Origin of the sequence: Enterococcus sp. AZ149, assembly GCF_051714285.1 — a bacterium.
In the GTDB taxonomy this organism is placed as follows: Bacteria; Bacillota; Bacilli; order Lactobacillales; family Enterococcaceae; genus Enterococcus_D; species Enterococcus_D entomosocium.
Window position 1 is genome coordinate 576,405 of the sequence record NZ_JBIORO010000001.1, and the last position, 20,756, is coordinate 597,160.

Here is a 20,756-nt window from a genome sequence, read left to right on the forward strand (position 1 = left end):
AGATGAGTATGAGGGAGTAAGTTATGAAGAAACAGCCAAAATATATGGAGGTTTATACGGAGGTAAAGAAAAAAATTGCCAATGGAACCTATCAAATCGGTGAAAAATTACCTACGGGCGATGAACTTGCGCATGAGTATCAAACAAGTAAGCTCACTGTGAAGAAAGGTATTGATATGCTAGTATCAGAGGGAGTTTTACGAACACGTAGTGGATTTGGAACGGAAGTTCTACGCAGACCAATTGATAATTCGAAAGTGTTTGGACCAAATGAAGGTCTTTTTGATTTAGTAGGGGAAGAACATGTGACTTCTGAAATCCATACGTTCTCAATTGAGTTGCCATCGAATGAAGTTGCAGAAATTTTAGAAATAAATCAAAAAGAGTATGTCTATAATATTATTAGAAGTCGTTTTATTGATGAACAGCCTTATTCTATTGAGCAAACGTTTATGCCACTTTCTGTTATACCGGGGTTAGAACCAAAGCATTTGAAACGTTCTGTATATGGCTACATTACAAATGAGCTTAGTCTAGAGATTAAATCTTCCCATATTTGGATCAAAGGGGATGTGGCAAATGATTTCGATGCGGAAATTCTTTCTGTAAAACCAGGCGAGTTTATGATAGAGGTAGACAAAGTGGTGTCATTGTCTTCTGGTATACCGTTTGAATATTCTCTTTCGAGACATTTATACAAAGATTTTATTTTTGAAGCAGTTTTTGTTGAGAAGTGAAGACTAACGAATTTCGTTGGTCTTTTTTTGACTTTCAAAAAAAGATATATAATTTTAAATAAAGATATTTACTTTTTAGAAGACCTGGTGTATGATCATCCCATAAGCAATCGCTTACAACTAAAAAAGGAGACTGATTGGAATTATGAGTAAAAAAGATGCTATTTTTGAAAAGTTCGGAATAATAGCCACAAGGTTAGGGAACCAGATTCATCTTCGAACACTAAGGGATGCTTTCGCCACTTTTATGCCTTTTATGATGTTGGCGGGATTTGTTACATTGATCAACTATGTTATTTTAGAGCCAACAGGATTTATGGGAAATATTATTGATCCAGCAACATTAACGACGATTCAAGAGATCGGGACTTCCATCAGTAATGGAACGCTAAGTATAACGACACTATTAGTTGTTGCGGCAGTTTCTTATCATATGTGTGTTAGCAGAAATTATACAAATCATATTGCTGCTGTTCTAGTCGCTATTTCAACGTTTATTGTTCTCACCCCTATGATGACGATGTTTACACCAGAAGGAAGTCAAGAAGCGCTGGAAGTAGGTGGGGTTATTCCTGTCACTCATACTGGTGCGTCAGGAATGTTCGTTGGAATTTTTGTGGGCTTAGCTGCTACGGAACTCTTTATTAAGTTATCTAATAATAAAAAGTTACAAATTCAATTGTCAGGAAATATCCCTCCAGCTGTGTTGAAGTCTTTTAACGTCCTTATTCCAATCATGATTACCGTGACTACCTTCGCAATTGGTTCATTTGCTGTCAATCAATTATTCAATATGGATGTTAATTCGTTGATTACTACTCTAATCACTGGGCCTTTAAGTAGGGTAACGACAGGTTTACCAGGGTTTCTCTTAATTACCTCAATTGCAAATCTCTTTTTTGGGTTTGGAATTCATCAAGCAGTGATATCAGGTTCACTTCTCGATCCGTTCTTGATTCAAAATATGCAAGAGAATATGGCTGCTTATGCGAATAGGGAAGATATTCCACATATCATAAACATGGCATTTAAAGATACGTTTGCTGTTATGGGAGGGTCAGGAAATACTATTGCTTTGCTAATTGCTATTTTTATCTTTAGTCGTCGTAAAGATTACAAAGACTTTGCAAAATTATCCGTAACTCCAGCACTTTTTAATATCAGTGAACCAATCATTTTTGGTTTACCAATTGTTTTCAATATTAGTTTGATTATTCCATTTGTATTGGCGCCGATTTTTTCCCTAACAGTTGCATATTTTGCGACAGCTGTTGGTTTGATCAATCATGTAGTCGTGCAGATACCTTGGACCACTCCTCCCGTCATATCTGGATTTTTAGCAACTGGTGGCGATTGGCGAGCATCAGTCTTACAAATTGCGATCATTGCTGTGAGTGTTTTTATCTACTTACCATTTTTACGTATCGATGAGAAAGTTACCTCAACAATAGGAAATGAAGAGGCAAATGATTGAGAAGAGGAAACTTCACAAGATTTTTTGAAGTCGTCTCAAACCAAAGGGAAGTGAAACAAATAAACTGAACAAATCTATATAACAAAAAGAGACCACATAGATGTATGTGAGTCTCTTTTTTTGTGGAAATATCGGTCGGTGAACTTGTGTTTAGACAGAAAGAATTACCTGAAGAATTTATTAGCAAGAATTTTTTTATACAAATCTATTGAGTTTCCATTCTATTTCTCACGGTTTTGGCTAACTTTTCAATAATATACATTGCCGGTATCTGGGTTGTAATATCAGCTTCATTAATTTTTTCTAGCGAAATATTATAGGTTATTGAAATATCAGCTAATTTAGAAAGTGTTGAATTAGAGCTGCTGGTAATTCCTATTACTGAGCTTTCTGATAGATTCAAATGATTTAAATATTGAATGATTTCTGTGGTCTCGCCGGAAACGGATAAAGCGACGATACACATTTTTTTTGCTAACTCAGTGGATAGGTAATTAATAGGATAATTACTAGGATCTTCAATGCGAATCGCCATGTTAAATAGTGACGAGAAATAAAGAGAACCATATTCAGCAACAACATTTGAGGAGCCTACGCCAATAAAAATAATCAGCTCTTTTTCCATCAATAAGTGAACTGCCTCATCAAATTTATCTTCAAAGAATTTGTCTTGTGTCCGTGCTAAAAAATTCAAGAGTTCACTCTCAAAATCAAGTGTTTTTACCTCTTTTTCTTCTTTAAGAGATTCGAGATACGCACTAAGGTAAATTTTAAATTCAGAAAAACCGGTACAGCGAAATTTTTTACAAAAGCGTAATACGCTGGCAGTACTCGTATGACTTTTCTCAGCTAATTCTCGAATACTCATGGAAGCAACTGCATTTACCTCTGAAATAATTGCTTTATATACCTCAATATCCGTTTCATTTAAGTCTGGTTGATAGTCAAGAAACAACATAGTAATCCCCTCCTGTTACAAATTGTAACAGGATTGTAACCGGTGTCAATCGTCTGTTTTTGTAACCGTTTACTTAAAAGCGGTATTTAAGGGGATAAAAATAATCTATACTGACCATGTAGTTAAGTTAAAGGAGTGTTTCAGGATGGATAAAGGAATAAAAATTGCAACAATTGGCGGTGGATCAAGTTATACACCAGAATTGATAGAAGGATTTATTAAACGATATGCTGAATTACCGATTTCAGAATTATGGCTTGTGGATATTGAACAAGGAAGAGAGAAATTAGAAATAGTTGGGGAACTTGCTAAACGTATGGTAAAAAAAGCGAACCTTCCAATGAAAATTTATATGACTCTTGATCGTGAAGCGGCATTAAAGGATGCGGACTTCGTTACGACGCAATTTCGTGTAGGTCTTTTGGAAGCGCGAGCGAAAGACGAGAGAATTCCTTTAACATATGACACGATTGGACAAGAAACGAATGGTCCAGGAGGGCTTTTTAAAGGATTACGCACGATTCCTGTTATCTTAGAAATAGTGAAAGATATGGAGCGCCTTTGCCCAGAAGCATGGCTGATCAACTTCACTAATCCAGCTGGCATGGTGACAGAAGCTGTCTTACGCCATAGCAATATGCGTAGAGTAGTAGGTTTGTGTAATGGACCAATTGGAATAGAACGTGGCATTGCAGAAACATTAAAAGTACCCAAAGAAGAATTATATGTTGAATTTACTGGGCTAAATCATATGGTTTTTGCGAAAAAGATTTATCATAAAGGGATTGATGTGACCCAAAAAGTACTTACATTGATGACGCAAGATACTGGCGATGCAGTTGGTCTGAAAAACATTGCTGATTTAGAATGGGAACCAAATTTTTTCCGAACACTTGGCATGATTCCCATCGGCTATTTAAGGTATTACTATCAAACAGCTACTATGTTGTCTGAGCAAAAACGATCAGCAGAGAAAGAAGGAACTCGTGCAGAAGTTGTGCAGAAAATCGAACATGAGTTGTTTGAACTTTATAAAGATGAACATCTAGCAATCAAACCACCTCAATTGTCAGAACGTGGGGGCGCTTATTATAGTGAAGCAGCATGTAATTTAATTAATTCCATCTATAATGACAAACGTGATATTCAAACGGTCAATACAAGAAATAATGGTGCCATCAGTGATATCGATTGTGATTCAGCGGTTGAAGTAAATTGTTTGATTACAAAACAAGGACCGATCCCTTTGACTACAGGTGAATTACCTATTCCTATCAAAGGACTAGTTCAACAAATTAAGTCTTTTGAACGTATAGCGGCCCAAGCAGCTGTTACGGGAGACTATAACACTGCTTTATTAGCGATGACGATCAATCCCTTAGTTCCAAGTGATAGGACAGCAAAGCAACTACTTGATGAAATGCTTTTAGCACACAAAGAATATCTGCCGAATTTTTTTAAAGGAGAATGACAATGAAAGTAAAATACTATGTTGAGGCAAATTACCAAGAAGTCAGTAAGATCTGTGCAAAACTCATTTTAGATGTCTTAAAAGAAAAGCCAAATGGGTTATATTGCTTTGCAGGTGGTGATACACCCGTAGGAACGCTTAACATCATTGCAGAAGCAGCAATCAACAAAGAAATAGATTTATCCCAGGCAAAGTTTATTGAACTAGATGAATGGGTTGGAATCGATCCGAAAAATGAAGGCAGTTGTCTATCCTATTTAAAAAGAAACTTATTCAATCGGGTTCCTATTGACCTAAAGCAACTTCACACATTTGATCCTTTAGCCGATGATTTAAATGAGGAATGCAAAAAAGCTGATAAATTTATCGAGGAGAATGGAGGATTAACACTGAGTTTGCTTGGGGTTGGAGAAAATGGTCACTTAGGTTTTAATGAGCCTGGTTCGTCCTTCGAAGATAAAGCTCATATAGTGAACTTAGACGAATCAACCCAAAGTGTTGGGAAAAAATATTTTTCAGACGAGAAAGTTGATCGTACGAAAGGAATTACGTTAGGGATAGGACAATTATTACAATCTGGAACAATGATCGTACAAGCTAGTGGAGCAAAAAAGAAATCTGCGATACAACAGTTTCTATGCGGTACGATTACAAAAGAGTGTCCAGTTACTTCTCTATGGTTGCACAAAGATCCTGTATTGGTGGTTGATAAGGAAGTCGTGAACTAAAAGGAGGAAAAAAGATGCAGGTCATTGAGAACAAGGTATTGCCTATATTGCTGAAAATAGGCAATAGTAAACACTTAGTTGCTATAAGAAATGGGATTTCCATGACGATTCCTTTTACTATTGTTGGAAGTATCTTCCTAATCATTGGTAACTTTCCAATACAGTCATGGATGGATTTTGTGTCAAATTGGGGGCCGCAGTTGAATGCACCAGTCAATGTTACGTTCGGAATCCTTGGACTGATATCTGCAATTGGCATAGGCTATCATTTAGGAAAAGAGTTTGGTGTTGATGCTATTTCTAATTCGATGCTCACAACTATCGGCTTTCTTCTAGCAACATTAAACGATGACTGGACGATAAATTTGGCTAATTTTGGTGCTAGTGGTATGTTTACCGCGATCATTGTTGGGGTATTTGTCACTCATGCTTTTAAATGGTTTGTCACTCATAATATTGTAATAAAAATGCCAGAAGGTGTGCCGCCCACTGTAGCAACTTCTTTTGCAACGTTAATCCCAGGGGCATTTATTCTGACCGTTATATGGATCGTCAGAACTTTATTAGGGGTTGATATCAATGAAATCATTACTATTGTTTTCCAACCTTTAATGCAAGGGATGGGAACACTCCCAGGCATGCTGTTATACACACTTCTCGTTTGTTTGCTATGGATATGTGGAATCCACGGAGACAATGTTTTGTCTGGAATTGCGACCCCTGTTTTCCTAAGTTATCTTGCTGATAATACGGCAGCTTTTCAAAGTGGTGCAGAAGTACCTCATGTTTTTGCCGATGGATTTTGGATTGTCTTTATGTGTTTAGGCGGAACTGGAGCAACACTCGGTCTAGTGTTAAATATGCTCCATTCCAGAAGTAAGATGTATAAGTCGATTGGACGATTATCTTTGCCGTCAGCTATTTTTTGTATCAATGAACCGGTTATTTTTGGTTTGCCTATTGTGATGAATCCTGTAATGCTTATTCCGTTTATAGCAACGCCTATGGTCCTATGTATCGGTACGTATATCTTAATGAATATTGGTATAGTGGGACCGATTGTTATTCAAGTTCCATGGACTATTCCTCCTATTATTGGTCCTTATTTAGCTACTAATGGTAGTATTGGAGCAGCCGTTTGGTCTTTTGTATCGATTTTCATTTCATATTTTATTTATATGCCATTTTTCAAAATATTGGAAAAGCAGCAAGTGAAAAATGAAACCGCAGAGGCGCAAGAAACGGGAACAACGATTCCTGTGAGTATAAGTGAGTAGATAGAAGAAGCCTATTTTCCATCATTCATTAAGATAAGTATTTTTAGGTATTAGAAAATAACTTTAAAAAAGTATATTGGAAAAAAGACGATTGTCCTTCATGATTCTGATAGTTTCAATAATAAAACAACAAATAGCATCATTATCTAAGCGAATCAGTAAATGATTCGCTTTTTTTAATGTTGTATTTTTTATCATTTGCTTCTATCAATAAAACCTTCTCGAATACTTTATTGGATGTTATGGTAATCCTTGAAATCTCCTCTTCGGTCCATCGTTTAAAAAAAACGGAGCTTCAGTTGTGCCGAGAAATGATGGCGATTTCATTTTGTGCAAGCTATAGTTTAGGTGGGGGTAGCAAATATGATTCATTTCAAATTGACGTATCTGTTTTCAGAACCAAATATTGAGGCGTTTCTTCAGTTGACGAAGTGGAGGGATGAGGAATTTCTGGCGGAGATTGCCAAGATCAATCAAATCACTGAACAGCGGTTGAATCAACGAATCACGATGCATGAGGGAGAAGTTTTGATTCCTTCGCTGATTCAACGAAAATGGCCGGAAATTCTTTTCGATGTCCAGAAGAACACGTTGTTTTTTTCGGAAGAAGAGCGGCGGTCCATGATTTATCTTCTGACTTTTTCAGCAGTGAAAGACTTATCCGTCTACCAGTTTCAAGAGCTGTTCTATGTCAGTAAAAATACGATTTTGAAGGATTTAAAGGGGATCAGAGAGGAACTTGCAGCTTTCAAGATTCAACTATTGTACTCTCGAAAATATGGCTTTTATCTAGAAGGAGAGGAATATCAGATTCGCGCTCTTGCTTTTCGAAAAGTCAGTGCGTTATCCAATACGAAAAATGGGAATTTGCTTTTATTTGAGGGAATCTATGAGCAGAATAAAACGATATATATTCAAATAAGAGATCGTTTGTCCGCAACATTGACTGCCTTCAATCTGGTGATCGTACCGAGCCGCTTCGAAGAAATGCTTTATTTTCTTAATTATTTATCCTTTCGGATGGCAGAAACGTCTGTTTCTTTAGCGGAGACAGAAACATCGCTGCTACAGTCGCTGCATGTCCATCAAGTTAGTCAGCAGTTTTTAGCAGAATTTCCTGCCATCAAAGATCGGAAAACAGAAGAACTTTATGTAACGATCCTGTTGAAAACGATTCTGCAAGGAGATATCGAAGATACTTCATTAGAGTTTTTATTGGAATGTGCCAGTAAGATCATTCATGAAATGGAACGGCTGGCAGCTATCGAGTTTGTGGACTATCGCACCCTTTTGATGAACACATTCTATCATCTTGTCCCGGCGTATTTTCGAATCCGCTACGGTTTTCCACTGGAGAATGTACTGATTGAAGAAATCAAGCTGCAATACAATGAGTTGTTTGAACTGACGAGACGAGCACTGGGTTCCTTAGAAGACCTAGTCGGTACGATCCCTGATGAAGAAATCGGTTATTTTACGATTTTGTTTGGTGGAGAAATCAGTAAACAAAAGGCCAAACGCGATTACTTCCAATTGAATGCATTAGTCGTCTGCCCAAGTGGCATCAGTTCATCCTTGATTTTGGAATCAGAATTAAAGGAACTGTTTCCCCAGATCCATTTTATGCCGGCTCGTTCGATCGAAGAGTATGAAAATGTTCGCTTCAATGAAGAGATTGATCTGATTTTTTCTAGTGCCCCGATCAAAACCAAACGACCCTGTTATGTGATCAATCCGATTATGACGCCCATTGAGAAGGATGAACTGGTTAGAAACGTACAAGCGGCATTCTTTCCTTCAAAAACTGGCTTGCATTCTATTGACGATGTTTTAGAAGTGATTTTGCCCTATGTTGATTTAAAAGCAGGCATCAGTAGGCAAAAGCTGAGAAAAATTTTGCAAAGAAAAATCAATCGAGAATTGAATAGAAGGGAAGACCAACGTCCGATGTTATCAGATTTATTAACAGCAGAAACCATCCAATTTACCGAGGTGCCGCTGACTTGGCAGGAAGCCATTCGAGAAGCTGCTGCGCCATTAAAAAAGACCAATAAAATTGAGGAACAGTATATAACCGCCATGATCAATAAAGTGGTGGATCACGGTCCTTTTATCCATATTGGAAAAGGCATCGCTTTGCCCCATGCGCGCCCAGAAGATGGGGTCAATGCGATCGGGATGTCGTTATTAAGAGTCAAAGAACCAGTGCTTTTGAATAATGATCCGCAACACCCTATTCACGTGTTTATATGTTTGGCGGCGGTTGACAATGAGCTCCATCTAAAAGCGCTAGCGAGTTTAACCAAAATTTTGTCGAATAGTGAAAAACTAACTGCGTTACTTTCCGCAACCAATGCGGATCAAATAATTGAAGTGATCAGAGAAGGAGAAGATGAAAAATGAAATTTGCAGCAGTGTGTGGGTCAGGATTAGGATCAAGTTTTATGGTGGAGATGAATATCAATTCTGTTTTAAATGAATTGGGTGTCTCAGGTGTGGAAGTGTCCCATTATGATTTAGGAAGTGCCGCACCCGATATGGCGGATGTTTTCTTCGTTGGCGGCGATTTAGCCGATAGTGCGCAGCATCTAGGTGAGATCGTGGTGTTAGACAGTATTATCGATCTCGATGAATTGAAGCAAAAGGTTCAAGCCGTTTGTCAGGAAAAAGGATTACTATAAAAAGGAGTAGACAGTCATGAACGAATTTTTAGATATTCTTGTTGATATCGCGAGTACCCCAGCGATCTTAGTTGCGCTGATCGCTGTTTTGGGGAATGTGCTGCAGAAAAAAGACATTGCCACGATCGTCAAAGGGGGCATCAAAACATTTGTTGGGTTTCTCGTGGTCACTGCCGGGGCTGGGGTGATCGAAAGCTCTCTGGCGCCATTTGGGGAGATGTTCCAAGCAGCCTTTAACATGCAAGGGGTCGTACCTAATAACGAAGCGATCGTTGCGCTGGCTTTGACGACTTACGGCACCTATACCGCACTTATTATGTTAGCCGGCATGGCCTTCAATATTTTGATTGCCCGTATCACTCGCTTTAAATACATTTATTTGACTGGGCATGCCACGTTGTATATGGCGTGCATGATTGCGGTGATTTTGAGCGTTACTGGAATGAATACTTTTAATCTAGTTTTATTTGGCGGCTTAGCGTTAGGGATCTGTAACACGATTTTTCCAGCGATCGCACAACCGTTTACTCGAGAAATTACTAAAAATGATTCCGTCGCATTAGGGCATACGGGGAACTTCGGCTATGCATTGAGCGGATTGATTGGGAAGTACGTCGGCAATAAGGAAAAATCTACCGAAGATATAAATTTTCCGAAAGGCCTGTCTTTCTTGCGGGACTCTACTGTTAGTATCACGATTACGATGGCTGTTGTATACGTGCTCGTAGCAATTTTTGCTGGGAGTGAATTTATTACGGAAAATCTTAGCAATGGCACGAACTCGATTATTTATTCGTTGCAGCAAGCTGGTTCGTTTGCCGCTGGTGTCTTTGTGATTTTAGCTGGTGTCCGTCTGATTTTGGCAGAGATCGTACCAGCCTTTAAAGGGATTTCTGAAAAGCTTGTTCCCAATGCGATTCCTGCATTGGATTGTCCGATCGTCTTTCCTTATGCGCCAAATGCTGTTCTGATTGGTTTTCTAACCAGTTTTGTCGGTGGGATCGTTAGTTTGATCATCATGGTCTTCACAGGAACAACCGTTATTATTCCAGGTGTCGTGCCCCATTTCTTCTGTGGCGCAACGGCAGGTGTTTACGGCAATGCAACGGGTGGTGTGCGAGGCGCCGTGATTGGTTCCTTTATTCATGGGATCATTATCAGCTTCATGCCGATCTTGTTGATGCCAGTCATGGGGGATCTTGGGTTCCAAGGATCAACTTTCTCTGATACCGACTATGGAGTTGCAGGGATCTTCCTAGGAAACTTAGCCAATATGGGCGGTCAAATCGCCATCTTCTCAGGGATAATTGCGGTAGTCGCGGTCTTGATCGGATTGACGATTTTAAAGAAAAACAGCCGAGCAAAATCTGTTTCTGAATAAATAGAGGAAGGAGGGATAAATAGTGGCAATCAGTGAACAAGAATACCACGAACTCGAAAGTTTAGCGGCAAAGATTCGTTTAGATACCCTTTGCAGCATCAAGAAAATGGGGCAAGGCCATCTGGGCGGTTCCTTTTCAATTGTTGAATTATTAGCCGTTTTGTACGGCAAACAGCTGCGGGTCAATCCACAAGATCCACAGTGGGCGGATCGTGACCGACTCGTTTTATCAAAAGGACATGCTGGCGCCGCACTGTACAGTGCATTAGCAAATACGGGCTATTTTGATCGGTCGTGGTTATGGACGATCAATGAGGGCGGCACGAGACTGCCTTCCCATCCGGATCGCTGGAAAACGCCGGGGGTTGATGCCACCACAGGTTCACTGGGGCAGGGGACTTCCATGGCTGCCGGGATCGCGACGGGTCTGCGCTTGGCAGGGAAGGACAATTTTGTTTATTTGATCGTCGGGGACGGCGAACTAAATGAAGGACAGTGCTGGGAAGCCTTCCAATACATTGCCCACTTCAAACTGAATCACTGTATCGTCATTATTGATGACAATAAAAAACAGCTAGATGGGCCAACTAAAGACATTCTTGATCCCTTTGACATCCAGCAGAAGATGACTGCATTTGGCTTTTATACAGAAAAAGTTCCAGGAGCAGACATGCAAGCCATTGATGAGGCAATCGAGCGCTGCAAAGCGATCGAAGACCAAGCGGTTTGCATTGTCTTGGACAGCGTGAAAGGACAAGGCGTTCCTTTCTTTGAAGAATTAGATGCCAATCACTCCGTGAAGTTTACCACGGATGAAATCAATCAAGCGGCAGAAGCGGCAATCAAAGAGTTGACGATAAAAATCGAAGGAGGACGCTAAGGCATGTTTACATTAAGCAAAACCACTGCTGCTGGTAAAGAGCTGAGAACATGTGTCGTTGACACATTGGTGGAACTCATGGATGAAAATAACCAGCTAGTTGCGTTGGATGCCGACCTTGGCTCTGCCAGCGGCTGGACAGCGATTGCCAACAAACATCCCCAACGCTTTATCAACATGGGGATCGCGGAAGCCAATATGGTTGGCGTCGCGGCTGGCTTGAGTTTAACTGGCTATACACCTTTTATCCACACTTTTGGGCCATTTGCAACGCGCCGGGTATTCGATCAGCTGTTTATTTCTGGCGGCTATGGCGGCAATACGATCAATATTTACGGTTCTGATCCAGGGTATGCAGTCGGGCACAACGGCGGCACCCATACGACATGGGAAGATGTGGCTTTGATGCGAATGATTCCCCAGTCGATCGTCTGCGATGCAGCGGATGAAGTCCAAATGGCGTGGATCATAAAAGCCTTTAGCCAATTATCAGGCATTCATTATGTACGAGGCAATCGGAAAGCGGTTCCGACAATTTATGAAAAAGGCTCGACCTTTGAACTAGGAAAAGGCAATGTTTTAAGACCAGGCGATGAACTATTGTTGATTGCTAGTGGCCAATTGGTTTCTGAAACACTGCAAGTGGCAGAAGAATTAGCAGAAGTAGGAATCAGCTGTGAAGTGATCGATATGTTTACCATCAAACCGATCGATAAAGAAATGATCATCCGTGAAGTTCAGGGGAAACGGCAAGTCATCACCATCGAAAATCATTCTATCACCGGTGGACTAGGGAGTGCCGTCGCCGAAGTGCTTGCTGAAACTGGCAGTACTGTCCCCTTAAAACGTATTGGTGTCAATGAACGATTTGGCCAAGTCGGCACACCCGACTTCCTGCAAAAAGAATATGGCTTAGATGCTGCTTCAATCAAGCAGCAAATCGTCGAGGGTAAGGACAGGGGATAGAAAAAGGAAGCATCAACGAATCAATGGTTGATGCTTCCTTTTCATTCCTTTCAGGTCTTGTGAAAAAGCGTCAATCAGCGCGTCAGTCCTGCTGTTTGACGCTTTTTTGTGTGAACTAAGACAAAAACCAGCGCCGTAACTTTTCTGCTTCAGTTAATGGAAAGTAGAACAGCTTACTTTCGGTGAGAGTATCTTCGGTTTTGATGGTCAGCTGTGACTTGCCAAGCCCTTTTTTGTGCTGCCAATACGTCGTGGTGACGGTGAAATCTTGGATTTTATTTTTCTTCAGATAAGCGGTCACCTTCGTAAGACCGCGAATCGTTTGGCACAACAAGACGTGATTGTCTAAAAATTGATAGCCTTGTATTTTGCCCCGCCAGATGCTTGATAACACGAAGGAGCCAAAGAACACGAAGAAAATCAGCGCTAACCACCAGAAAAAGAAGGCGGAGATTCCTACAGCAAGCAGTCCGATCAGCAGCGGCCAACGGCAGAAGTACCAAAAGTTGGGTCGCGGATTTTTCACTAGAGCGGTTTGTTGAAACGACCATTCGGGTAAAAAGCGGGTCAATGTTTCGGTCAGCTGCGCCTCTTTCAAAATGGGGAACAGATAGACCGTATCATCGCTTTCTGAAGAACTGCCAGCAGCCAGCAGTAACTTGACGGAGCTTAGATGAAAGATTCGGCGATAAAGATTTTGTTCGACACTTAGCCCTTGGATCCTAGCGAGGGGAATCGTTTGGTGTCGTTTAGAAAACAAGCCTTGTGTGATCAGCAGCTGTTGCTGGTTCGTTTCCACCGTAAAGCCATAATAGCGGAAAAGATTTCTAGCGATCGCAAGGAAGAAAAACAAAATCAGCAGCCCCAACAAAAGCGCAGCACCTAATAAAAGGCCGAGTTGTTGCAATTCCGATGCATAGGCAAAGAGATTGGGAATGTTGTCGATCACGTTGTAGCCGATAACTAGAACCAAGGTGAAAACAGAAAAATCAGTGATAGAAAACAAGAAAATCTCCTTGAATTTCAAAGTGAATGTTTCTAACGGCGGATTTGCTGTTTCCTCACCCGAAAAAACAGTAGCGTAATCGTGGGTTGGTTCTTCTCCACTAACTGCTTGGGCAGTCGGCTCTTGTGGTGTCGCAGCCGCTTTTTTTGACGCTTCGATGGAGGCAATGAGAGCCAGCGGCAATGCTGGGAAAAGAATTTCGGCTTCGCCACTCGAACTTGCGGCGCTTTCCAACTTCACTTCAGCTAGTTTAAACGGACGTAAATAAAAGTAATGATTCTCTTGAATCGTTTGGATGCGTTCAAACGGCAAAATCGTTTGCTTTTGGATAAAGAGTCCTTTGTTGACTAGTACACTCGTTTGGTCGATTTGAAAGGTAAAGCGGGTGTAAGACAGTACCGCAAAAATCAGACAGACCAGTAAAAATAGCAGGATGCCGCCCAGAATCATCGGAAAAGAAGGGGCGTCGTTGAATAATTTGAATACAAGCAGAAACGCTAGTACCAGAAAATTTTTGCAATTTTTGAACCAGTAAAGGCCAATGCACAGCAACGGCAGTCGTTGTTTTTCATAGATCATCTTTGACCACCTCGACTAAAGTCATAATGGTTGCTCGCAAGCGTTCGGCTTGCGCCACTGGTAGGCCTTCAATGGTGTGGTTGGTGGCAGCCGTATGGATCTGTAAGGAGACTAAGGAGTATTTTCGCAAAAAAATCCCTTGGTCTGTTTCGATATGCTGGATTCGGCGGATCGGAATATACGTGGTGCTGCGAAATAGATAGCCGTGTTGAATGGCGATATCATTTTCTTGGATCTCGTAGCGATGGAATTTGTAACGGTAGCTCATCAGCACAAAAGAAAGCAGATGGCTGATCAAAGTCAGCGCCAATACGCTTGACCAAAGGGCGATCACCCAGAAATGCAGCCAGTTTTGCGTGGCTAGAATCCAAAAAGAAGCAGCGAAAATCAGGCTGAAAATAATCAGTGACGTAATCCTTCGCAACCGCCAAACACGAATGATGGTCTGAGGCATTTGTTCATTTAATAAGGGATAATTCAAGGGAAACATCCTCTCTACATAGAAATAAATAGGGTTACCCACAAATATAGTGGAGATAGAAGAAAAAAACAAGGTCAGGAATTAAAAATAGTTAATTGTGATTTAAATAGTGTTGCGAATAGGTAAAAAAAGAAAAAGCCACGTTTAGCTAACCAATGAGAATGAGTTTGTTCGTCATGAAAAAAGCGAATCTGCTATTGACTCTCCCTCAAGAGGAGCCAGTATGCTTTAGTAGAATAGGGCGATTTCTGTAGAAAATGATTGAGGTTGCTGGGCTGTCAAAAGAAATCAATGGACGCAAAACAAATGATCAACTGACCTTTTTGGTATTGGAATACCGCTGGTCGTATTATTTTTGACCAGCATGATTGGTGGAGATAAAGTGAGGGGGCTGTTTCTTATACATCACAAGATAGTGATTTGACCTTCAGGCCAGATAGAAGAAGTACTAGAAGCAGTTTGTACGGTCCATAATGGAGCCTATGCTGCAGTTATTCAGTTTGTTGAAAACAACGGCTATCGAATCACAGGGCCTTTTCGTGAAAGCTATATTGATGGCATTTGGAATAAAGAAAGTGAAGAGGAGTGGCTGACTGAGATCCAGCTTCCTGTTGAAAAAATCAGCAGGCGACAGTAAGCAGAGACGTAGTTTGATGCAATCTTTTTGTTAGGCAAGGTGTGAATTGCAGTAAGAACTTCTTTTATCGAAGGAAAGCAGGCGAATCTCATTGACAAATCGGCTGGCTCCTTCTAAACTAAAAGCAGAAAAACAAGAGAAAAAGGTGATGGCTCCGGCCTATCTGCTGTTATTCCTTCGTTAACAGGGGTAGGACTGGAAAAGAGTAAATAAAATCAATTTCATAGGCAAAAAATTGACTGCATGCAGTTTTATTTGAAGTGCTTATCATTGATTTTATTTTACTCTTCGCTTTTTGATCTTCATCGTTTGAAGGTTGACCGCAGAGTGAAATCTGCGGTCTTTTTTGTTTTTCAATTATTTTGAAAGGGGAAAAGAAGATGTACCAAGAATTGAGAAAAGCAATCGAGCGGCCACCGCTCTATAAAAAAATGGCAGAGGCGTTTTGGGATGATGCGTATATTTCCAAGCAAATGTTAAAGGCTCATTTGGATCCTGATTTTGAGGGAGCGAGTAGAAAGGTTGACTTTATCGACGAATCCGTTCGATGGATCAGTCGCCTTGTTCCGCCAGAAAAACAGACGCAACTTCTTGATATCGGTTGTGGGCCAGGGATCTATGCGGAAAAATTTGCAGCGCTGGGGTATGAAGTGACAGGGGTTGATTACTCCAGAAGGTCCATCGCCTATGCGAGAGATTCCGCGAGTAAGCAGCAATTAAATATTACCTATCTATTTGATAATTATTTGGAGATGGCGTTACCTCAGCAATTTGATTTTATTACCTTGATTTATTGCGACTATGGTGCCTTAAATCCAGAGGAACGCAAACTACTGCTAAAAAATGTGCTGGCGCATCTAAAACCGGGGGGCAAATTTTTGTTCGATGTATTTACGATTGCACAGTTTTTAACGCTTAATGAAGAGCAGACCTGGGAAAGTCACGAATCAGAAGGGTTCTGGCGGTGGGAGCCCCATCTTGTGCTGAATCAACGATGGAAATATCCTGATCACGTCTTGCTGGAGCAAACAACGATTTTAGCAGAAGATGAGGTCACAAATTATTATTTATGGACGACCTATTTTGCAAAAGATGCATTGATAAAAGAAGCTAGGACTGCCGGTTTTGATATTTGTGAGATATTCGGTGATGTCAAAGGTAGTCCTTATAGCGAAGAAGGCTCGACAATGGCGATGCTACTGAAAAAACCATTCCCTATCTGAAAGAGTGGTTTTCTGTAAATAGAAAAAAGAAACGACGATTTTCTGTCGTTTCTTTTTGTTTGGCTCCGGCACTGATCAATCAATTTTTTTGTTCTAATGATCGGGCCTATTCAACACCACTCATTCAGCGAAACGTCGAACCATCGTAATATCTGTTTCCAGATAGCCCATTTTTTTGTATAGCTGATACGCCGACTGATTATGGGCAAAAACGTGCAAGCCGATCTCAGTGATGCCTTGCTGGACCGCCCACTTTTCCAAAGCTTGTAACGCTTTGGTGCCATAGCCTTTTCCTCGCTGGTCTTCCTCGATGATAAAGTCATAGATGAAGGCTTTCTGGGCAGCTGTGTTGATCCAAATCACTCCGATCGGTTCACTAAAATCAGCTGCAAATAAAGAAAACAAGTGATTGTTTTCAGTGGCAGTCCCTTGAGGAAGCAAAGAAGCAAAACTCTCTTTGGCGAGGGTGAGGGCCTCGTCTTTGGTCCATGTGCCCGCTTGGACTTTGTCATTGGCGTATTCTAAAACAGCATTGGCTAAGTAGGCAGCATAGTCGCTGTCTTTCATTGGGATTAAGTTCATCTGTTTCTCCTTTCGTCCTTTTGGGTCCTCCCTATCCTGCAGAATGATTGTAGTAAGGGGAAATGGGGACGTTTGATTGGTAACTATTTGTTTCCCCTTCAGATGAAGGTCTCTGACAACGGGTCTCGTCGTTTAAACAAAAATAGGTCATCCGGGGAAAATTGGTGGCGTGCATCGCAAGTATAGCCTCGCAACCAGTCACAACCATCGATGCGGCGAATGTAGAATCCTTTGGGGAAATCGTCGGCTTTTTCCAGTGGCATAGAAGCGATCGTGATTGCAGCAGCTGGCGCTTTTCCGTGGGATTTCAGTCCGGTACTATTTGCCAGTTGACGATAGCTGAGGCGAAAATGTAAGGCCATTTCCAAGGTACAATCGGTCAATCCGTAAGAAAATGCAGCTGCAAAAATCTCCGTCAAAGCCCCACCTTGTGTGAGTCCCAGTTCTTTAAGGGAAACAATCACACAAGTAGTACGCTGTTTATCGGCACTGAGGGAGAGGTGGGGATGGCGCAAGAGCTGGTTGGCATACGCGTTTAAGTGAATCTGCTGTTCTTCCAACTGCTGGCAAAGGCGGGCTAGCGAAACCCCGCCATAGTCTACGATCACTTCTTTCAAATCAAACACTCCTTTCAATAGGGATCCATTTCTTGAAAAATCAGTTCGCACCCTCGTTCTCAGTCAAATTGGCATAAATCGCAGCAACTTCTTCTTGGTAACGATTCTTTAGTCGAGGGGGACTTAAAATGCGTAGGCTTTTTCCAAAAGAGAACAAATAGGGCACCACCCAGCTTTCCTCGGGTAAATCAACGGTAACCACAGCAGTGCCTTCCTCCGTCAAAGTAATATCCTGATGATCGAACTCATCATATACCCGATAAAGAACGTCGGCTTGAAAGAATAGACGAGCGGGATAGGTGTCAACAGTCAATTCAATGGCAGAATTAGGCGCAGTGACCGGAAAAAAATGCTGTTCAGTGACGCGGACCTGACTCATACGGCTGATTTTAAATGTCCGAAAGGCATTCTTTTGCTGGTCGAAGGCTTGCAGATACCATGCTTGCGAACGAAAAAGCAGTTTGTAAGGCTGACAGACGCGTTTTTGCGGTCCCTGTTTACTGATATAGTCAAAGGTGATCACGTGGTTCGTTAAAATACTCTTTTTTAATAAATCAAACGTGTCGTTGCCGTTTTCTCGCCGATGCCAAGTGGAAAAATCAACTTCTAGCCAGTCTGCATCGTTTTGCTGGAATAAGGATTGCAGTTTTGCCAATGATTCTCCGCTGATCTGTGGCGTCAGCTGGCGAATCCCTTTCAACGCCAAAAGCAGGTTTTTCCGTTCTTCCTCTGATAATAACACTTTATCCAACACAAAACTGCTTAACAAATAGACGCCGCCATTTCGACCCGTTTCGGTATAGATGGGTACGCCAATACTGCTTAGGGTATTGATATCTCTGGTGATGGTGCGAGTCGAGACTTCAAATTGTTTGGCTAATTCAGAAGTGGTTGCTTTTTCATGATTCAACAGGTGGTAGATAAGGCCGAACAGGCGTGTCGTGCTCAATTGATTTACTCCTTTTATAAAAAGATGATAAAACACTGACAGAAGGTGTCTAGGTTTCTATCGTATCATAAAGACAAAGAAGGAGGAACTCCAATGAAATTTTCGATAATGGCAACGGAAAGAACCAATAATTTTACTGATCCAGCGATTCAAGCAAAAATCATTGGCTTATGGGAGAAAAACAGCGAGGCGGTCAAGAAAGCCGCAGAAAAAGGAACGGTCATCGCTTGCGTTTACCACGAGTATGAGTCAAACTATCAAGGAGACTATGCCGTTTCGCTTTGTTTCGAAGAAACGGAGCAAGCAGACTTTGACACAGAAAAATATACTTGGAAAAAGTATCCGGTCGATCGGCGCGATGCGCAGGGCATTCTGACTACTTGGCGTCAAGTCTGGTCAGAGGAAGAAAACCAGCAGTTGCAGCGCAGGTATTCCTTTGATTTCGAACAGTATGCGCCAGACGGCGAAGTAACGATTTTTATCGCCATTGAAGAAAGCGACAAAGAGTAACCATTTTCCTGAATAGGAGGACAGTCAATGAGACAGTACGAAAGCAAAGCAGACTTGATCCAAGAGATCACAGAACGTTACCAAAAATTTCGCCAAGAATTTGTTGAAATTCCCGAAGCGTTACGAAATCAGCGAACAGCTGGGGTCGATAAGACGCCTTCAGAAAACTTGTCTTACCAAATCGGCTGGGTCAGTTTGTTATTGTCATGGGAAGCACAGGAACAACAAGGGATGAGCGTTCACACACCTGCTGAAGGGTATAAATGGAACAACCTTGGCGGATTGTATCAATCCTTTTATCAGACATATGGCAGTTTGACCTTAGCACAGCAGCAAGAGCTCTTAGACCAAAAAGTGACGGCCCTTTGCCAGTGGATCGAGGGCTTATCCGATCAGGAATTGTTTGAAGCAGGGCAACGGGATTGGGCAACCACCAAAGCACAGTGGCCAGTCTATAAATGGATCCATATCAATACAGTAGCACCCTTTACCAATTTCCGAACGAAAATCCGAAAATGGAAAAAGGAAGCACTGCATTGATCAATAGAGAAATGAATGAATCGAACAGGAAAATCACACCCTTTTCATAGTGTGATTTTTTGCTGTACATAAAAAAACGGTTTATTGAGAAACAATGGCAAAGAAGCGCCAGCGACTTGCTATCAATTGTGAGAGACTGAAAATCGTGCTATGATGGCGTTAATCAGAGCAAGGAGGAAAAAGCTGATGTGTGGTGGCATTATTTCCCAAAAAATTGCCTAAGCCCATGTAGATCAAGACCAGCAAAAAACGATTTACATGGGAGGAACAAATGATGAAAGAAAACAAATATGATGACCAAACGTTTTTTACTAAATACAGTGAAATGACTCGTTCACAAAAAGGCCTGCAAGGAGCTGGAGAATGGCAGACGCTAAAACAAATGTTGCCGGATTTTAAAAAGAAGCAGGTGCTTGATCTAGGTTGTGGGTATGGATGGCATTGCCAATATGCTGTAGACCATGGAGCGGCAGCAGTACTAGGAACTGACATTTCTCAACGGATGCTTGAGGAGGCCAAGAAAAGGAACCCTGATCCGAAAATAACGTATCAATGTGTCGCAATGGAAGAAGTGACACTTCCTCCAGCCACAATAGACGTTGTTTTAAGTTCATTGGCGTTTCACTATGTGGCAACGTTCGAAACATTGATCAAAAGCATATCGGTCTGTCTGAAACCTGGTGGTGTACTCGTATTTTCGGTGGAGCATCCGGTTTATACTGCGGAAGGATCGCAAGATTGGCAGTATGATAGGCAGGGGGAAATCCAGCATTTCCCAGTCGATCATTACTATTATGAAGGCAAGCGGGAAGCGCAATTTTTAGGTGAAACGGTGACCAAATACCATCGTACCCTGACAACCTATTTAATGACCTTATTGCAAAACGGCTTCATTTTAGAAAAAGTGATTGAGCCGCAGCCGCCAGAAGAATTACTGGAAGTACCGGGAATGAAAGACGAAATGCGCCGACCGATGATGCTGCTAATAGCTGCTAGAAAAAGCTGACTTAAAGAATTGTTAAACAGTTGATCTGTGAAGATCAGCTGTTTTTTTGTTTTGTGTCATCGTAAGAAACAAC

20 protein-coding genes are annotated in these 20,756 nt (G+C 41.3%); 14 read left to right on the plus strand and 6 right to left on the minus strand.

The features are described from left to right. Positions 1-23 precede the first annotated feature (23 nt). Both IGI94_RS02685 and IGI94_RS02690 read left to right on the plus strand, forming a co-directional pair. Positions 24-737 carry a GntR family transcriptional regulator gene (locus IGI94_RS02685; protein WP_008377910.1) on the plus strand — a complete coding sequence of 238 codons (714 nt, stop codon included), beginning with the start codon at positions 24-26 and terminating at the stop codon, positions 735-737. A gap of 145 nt (positions 738-882) precedes the next feature. After that, positions 883-2,211 (plus strand): PTS sugar transporter subunit IIC, encoded by a 1,329-nt coding sequence (locus IGI94_RS02690; protein ID WP_005227522.1) that lies wholly within the window; start codon positions 883-885, stop codon positions 2,209-2,211. A gap of 205 nt (positions 2,212-2,416) precedes the next feature. Here IGI94_RS02690 and IGI94_RS02695 read toward each other — a convergent pair whose 3' ends face one another. Further along, the gene (locus IGI94_RS02695) at positions 2,417-3,169 is read right to left on the minus strand and encodes a MurR/RpiR family transcriptional regulator (RefSeq protein ID WP_005232077.1); all 753 of its coding nucleotides are present in this window, start codon (positions 3,167-3,169) and stop codon (positions 2,417-2,419) included. 145 nt (positions 3,170-3,314) lie between these two features. Here IGI94_RS02695 and IGI94_RS02700 point away from each other — a divergent pair, with 145 nt between their 5' ends. From IGI94_RS02700 to IGI94_RS02735, 8 genes are all read left to right on the plus strand, one after another. Next, on the plus strand, positions 3,315-4,640 hold the full coding sequence (locus tag IGI94_RS02700; protein WP_016619912.1) for a 6-phospho-beta-glucosidase: 1,326 nt from the start codon (positions 3,315-3,317) through the stop codon (positions 4,638-4,640). 2 nt (positions 4,641-4,642) lie between these two features. Next, a complete protein-coding gene (locus IGI94_RS02705; RefSeq protein ID WP_034878070.1) occupies positions 4,643-5,368 on the plus strand; it encodes a glucosamine-6-phosphate deaminase in 726 nt (241 codons plus the stop codon). Positions 5,369-5,382: 14 nt separating this feature from the next. Then, positions 5,383-6,645 (plus strand): PTS sugar transporter subunit IIC, encoded by a 1,263-nt coding sequence (locus tag IGI94_RS02710; RefSeq protein WP_005232072.1) that lies wholly within the window; start codon positions 5,383-5,385, stop codon positions 6,643-6,645. 363 nt (positions 6,646-7,008) lie between these two features. Then, positions 7,009-9,048 (plus strand): BglG family transcription antiterminator, encoded by a 2,040-nt coding sequence (locus IGI94_RS02715; RefSeq protein ID WP_438899399.1) that lies wholly within the window; start codon positions 7,009-7,011, stop codon positions 9,046-9,048. After that, entirely contained in the window at positions 9,045-9,326 is a 282-nt protein-coding gene (locus tag IGI94_RS02720; RefSeq protein ID WP_005227537.1) for a PTS sugar transporter subunit IIB, read from the plus strand. The genes IGI94_RS02715 and IGI94_RS02720 overlap by 4 nt, the downstream gene beginning before the upstream one ends. A gap of 16 nt (positions 9,327-9,342) precedes the next feature. Further along, on the plus strand, positions 9,343-10,707 hold the full coding sequence (locus IGI94_RS02725; RefSeq protein ID WP_288308454.1) for a PTS ascorbate transporter subunit IIC: 1,365 nt from the start codon (positions 9,343-9,345) through the stop codon (positions 10,705-10,707). 22 nt (positions 10,708-10,729) lie between these two features. Then, the gene (locus IGI94_RS02730) at positions 10,730-11,587 is read left to right on the plus strand and encodes a transketolase (protein ID WP_086316879.1); all 858 of its coding nucleotides are present in this window, start codon (positions 10,730-10,732) and stop codon (positions 11,585-11,587) included. Between the two features lie 3 nt (positions 11,588-11,590). Further along, positions 11,591-12,553, plus strand: coding sequence for a transketolase family protein (locus IGI94_RS02735; RefSeq protein ID WP_438899400.1), 963 nt, complete (start codon positions 11,591-11,593; stop codon positions 12,551-12,553). Between the two features lie 115 nt (positions 12,554-12,668). On the opposite strand, the gene IGI94_RS02740 is transcribed toward IGI94_RS02735, so the two are convergent. Both IGI94_RS02740 and IGI94_RS02745 read right to left on the minus strand, forming a co-directional pair. Continuing rightward, entirely contained in the window at positions 12,669-14,138 is a 1,470-nt protein-coding gene (locus tag IGI94_RS02740; protein WP_438899401.1) for a PH domain-containing protein, read from the minus strand. Then, positions 14,128-14,619, minus strand: a complete 492-nt coding sequence (locus tag IGI94_RS02745; RefSeq protein WP_438899402.1) for a PH domain-containing protein — start codon at positions 14,617-14,619, stop codon at positions 14,128-14,130. Before IGI94_RS02745 ends, IGI94_RS02740 begins: the two co-directional genes overlap by 11 nt. 1,017 nt (positions 14,620-15,636) lie before the next feature. Between IGI94_RS02745 and IGI94_RS02750 the strand changes: the two genes are divergently transcribed. Then, positions 15,637-16,479 carry a class I SAM-dependent methyltransferase gene (locus IGI94_RS02750; protein ID WP_438899403.1) on the plus strand — a complete coding sequence of 281 codons (843 nt, stop codon included), beginning with the start codon at positions 15,637-15,639 and terminating at the stop codon, positions 16,477-16,479. A 120-nt stretch (positions 16,480-16,599) separates the two neighbouring features. Here the strand turns inward: IGI94_RS02750 and IGI94_RS02755 are convergent, their stop codons facing one another. From IGI94_RS02755 to IGI94_RS02765, 3 genes are all read right to left on the minus strand, one after another. Further along, positions 16,600-17,061, minus strand: a complete 462-nt coding sequence (locus IGI94_RS02755) for a GNAT family N-acetyltransferase (protein ID WP_438899404.1) — start codon at positions 17,059-17,061, stop codon at positions 16,600-16,602. A 98-nt stretch (positions 17,062-17,159) separates the two neighbouring features. Further along, positions 17,160-17,729 carry a helicase gene (locus tag IGI94_RS02760; protein WP_429960382.1) on the minus strand — a complete coding sequence of 190 codons (570 nt, stop codon included), beginning with the start codon at positions 17,727-17,729 and terminating at the stop codon, positions 17,160-17,162. After that, entirely contained in the window at positions 17,719-18,627 is a 909-nt protein-coding gene (locus IGI94_RS02765; RefSeq protein ID WP_429960383.1) for a helix-turn-helix transcriptional regulator, read from the minus strand. Before IGI94_RS02765 ends, IGI94_RS02760 begins: the two co-directional genes overlap by 11 nt. A 93-nt stretch (positions 18,628-18,720) precedes the next feature. On the opposite strand from IGI94_RS02765, the gene IGI94_RS02770 reads away from it, so the two are divergent. From IGI94_RS02770 to IGI94_RS02780, 3 genes are all read left to right on the plus strand, one after another. Next, on the plus strand, positions 18,721-19,137 hold the full coding sequence (locus IGI94_RS02770; protein WP_016611315.1) for an effector binding domain-containing protein: 417 nt from the start codon (positions 18,721-18,723) through the stop codon (positions 19,135-19,137). A gap of 27 nt (positions 19,138-19,164) precedes the next feature. Then, positions 19,165-19,677, plus strand: coding sequence for a ClbS/DfsB family four-helix bundle protein (locus tag IGI94_RS02775; protein WP_005232023.1), 513 nt, complete (start codon positions 19,165-19,167; stop codon positions 19,675-19,677). A 274-nt stretch (positions 19,678-19,951) separates the two neighbouring features. Continuing rightward, positions 19,952-20,683 (plus strand): class I SAM-dependent methyltransferase, encoded by a 732-nt coding sequence (locus IGI94_RS02780; protein ID WP_176285388.1) that lies wholly within the window; start codon positions 19,952-19,954, stop codon positions 20,681-20,683. Positions 20,684-20,756 lie beyond the last annotated feature (73 nt).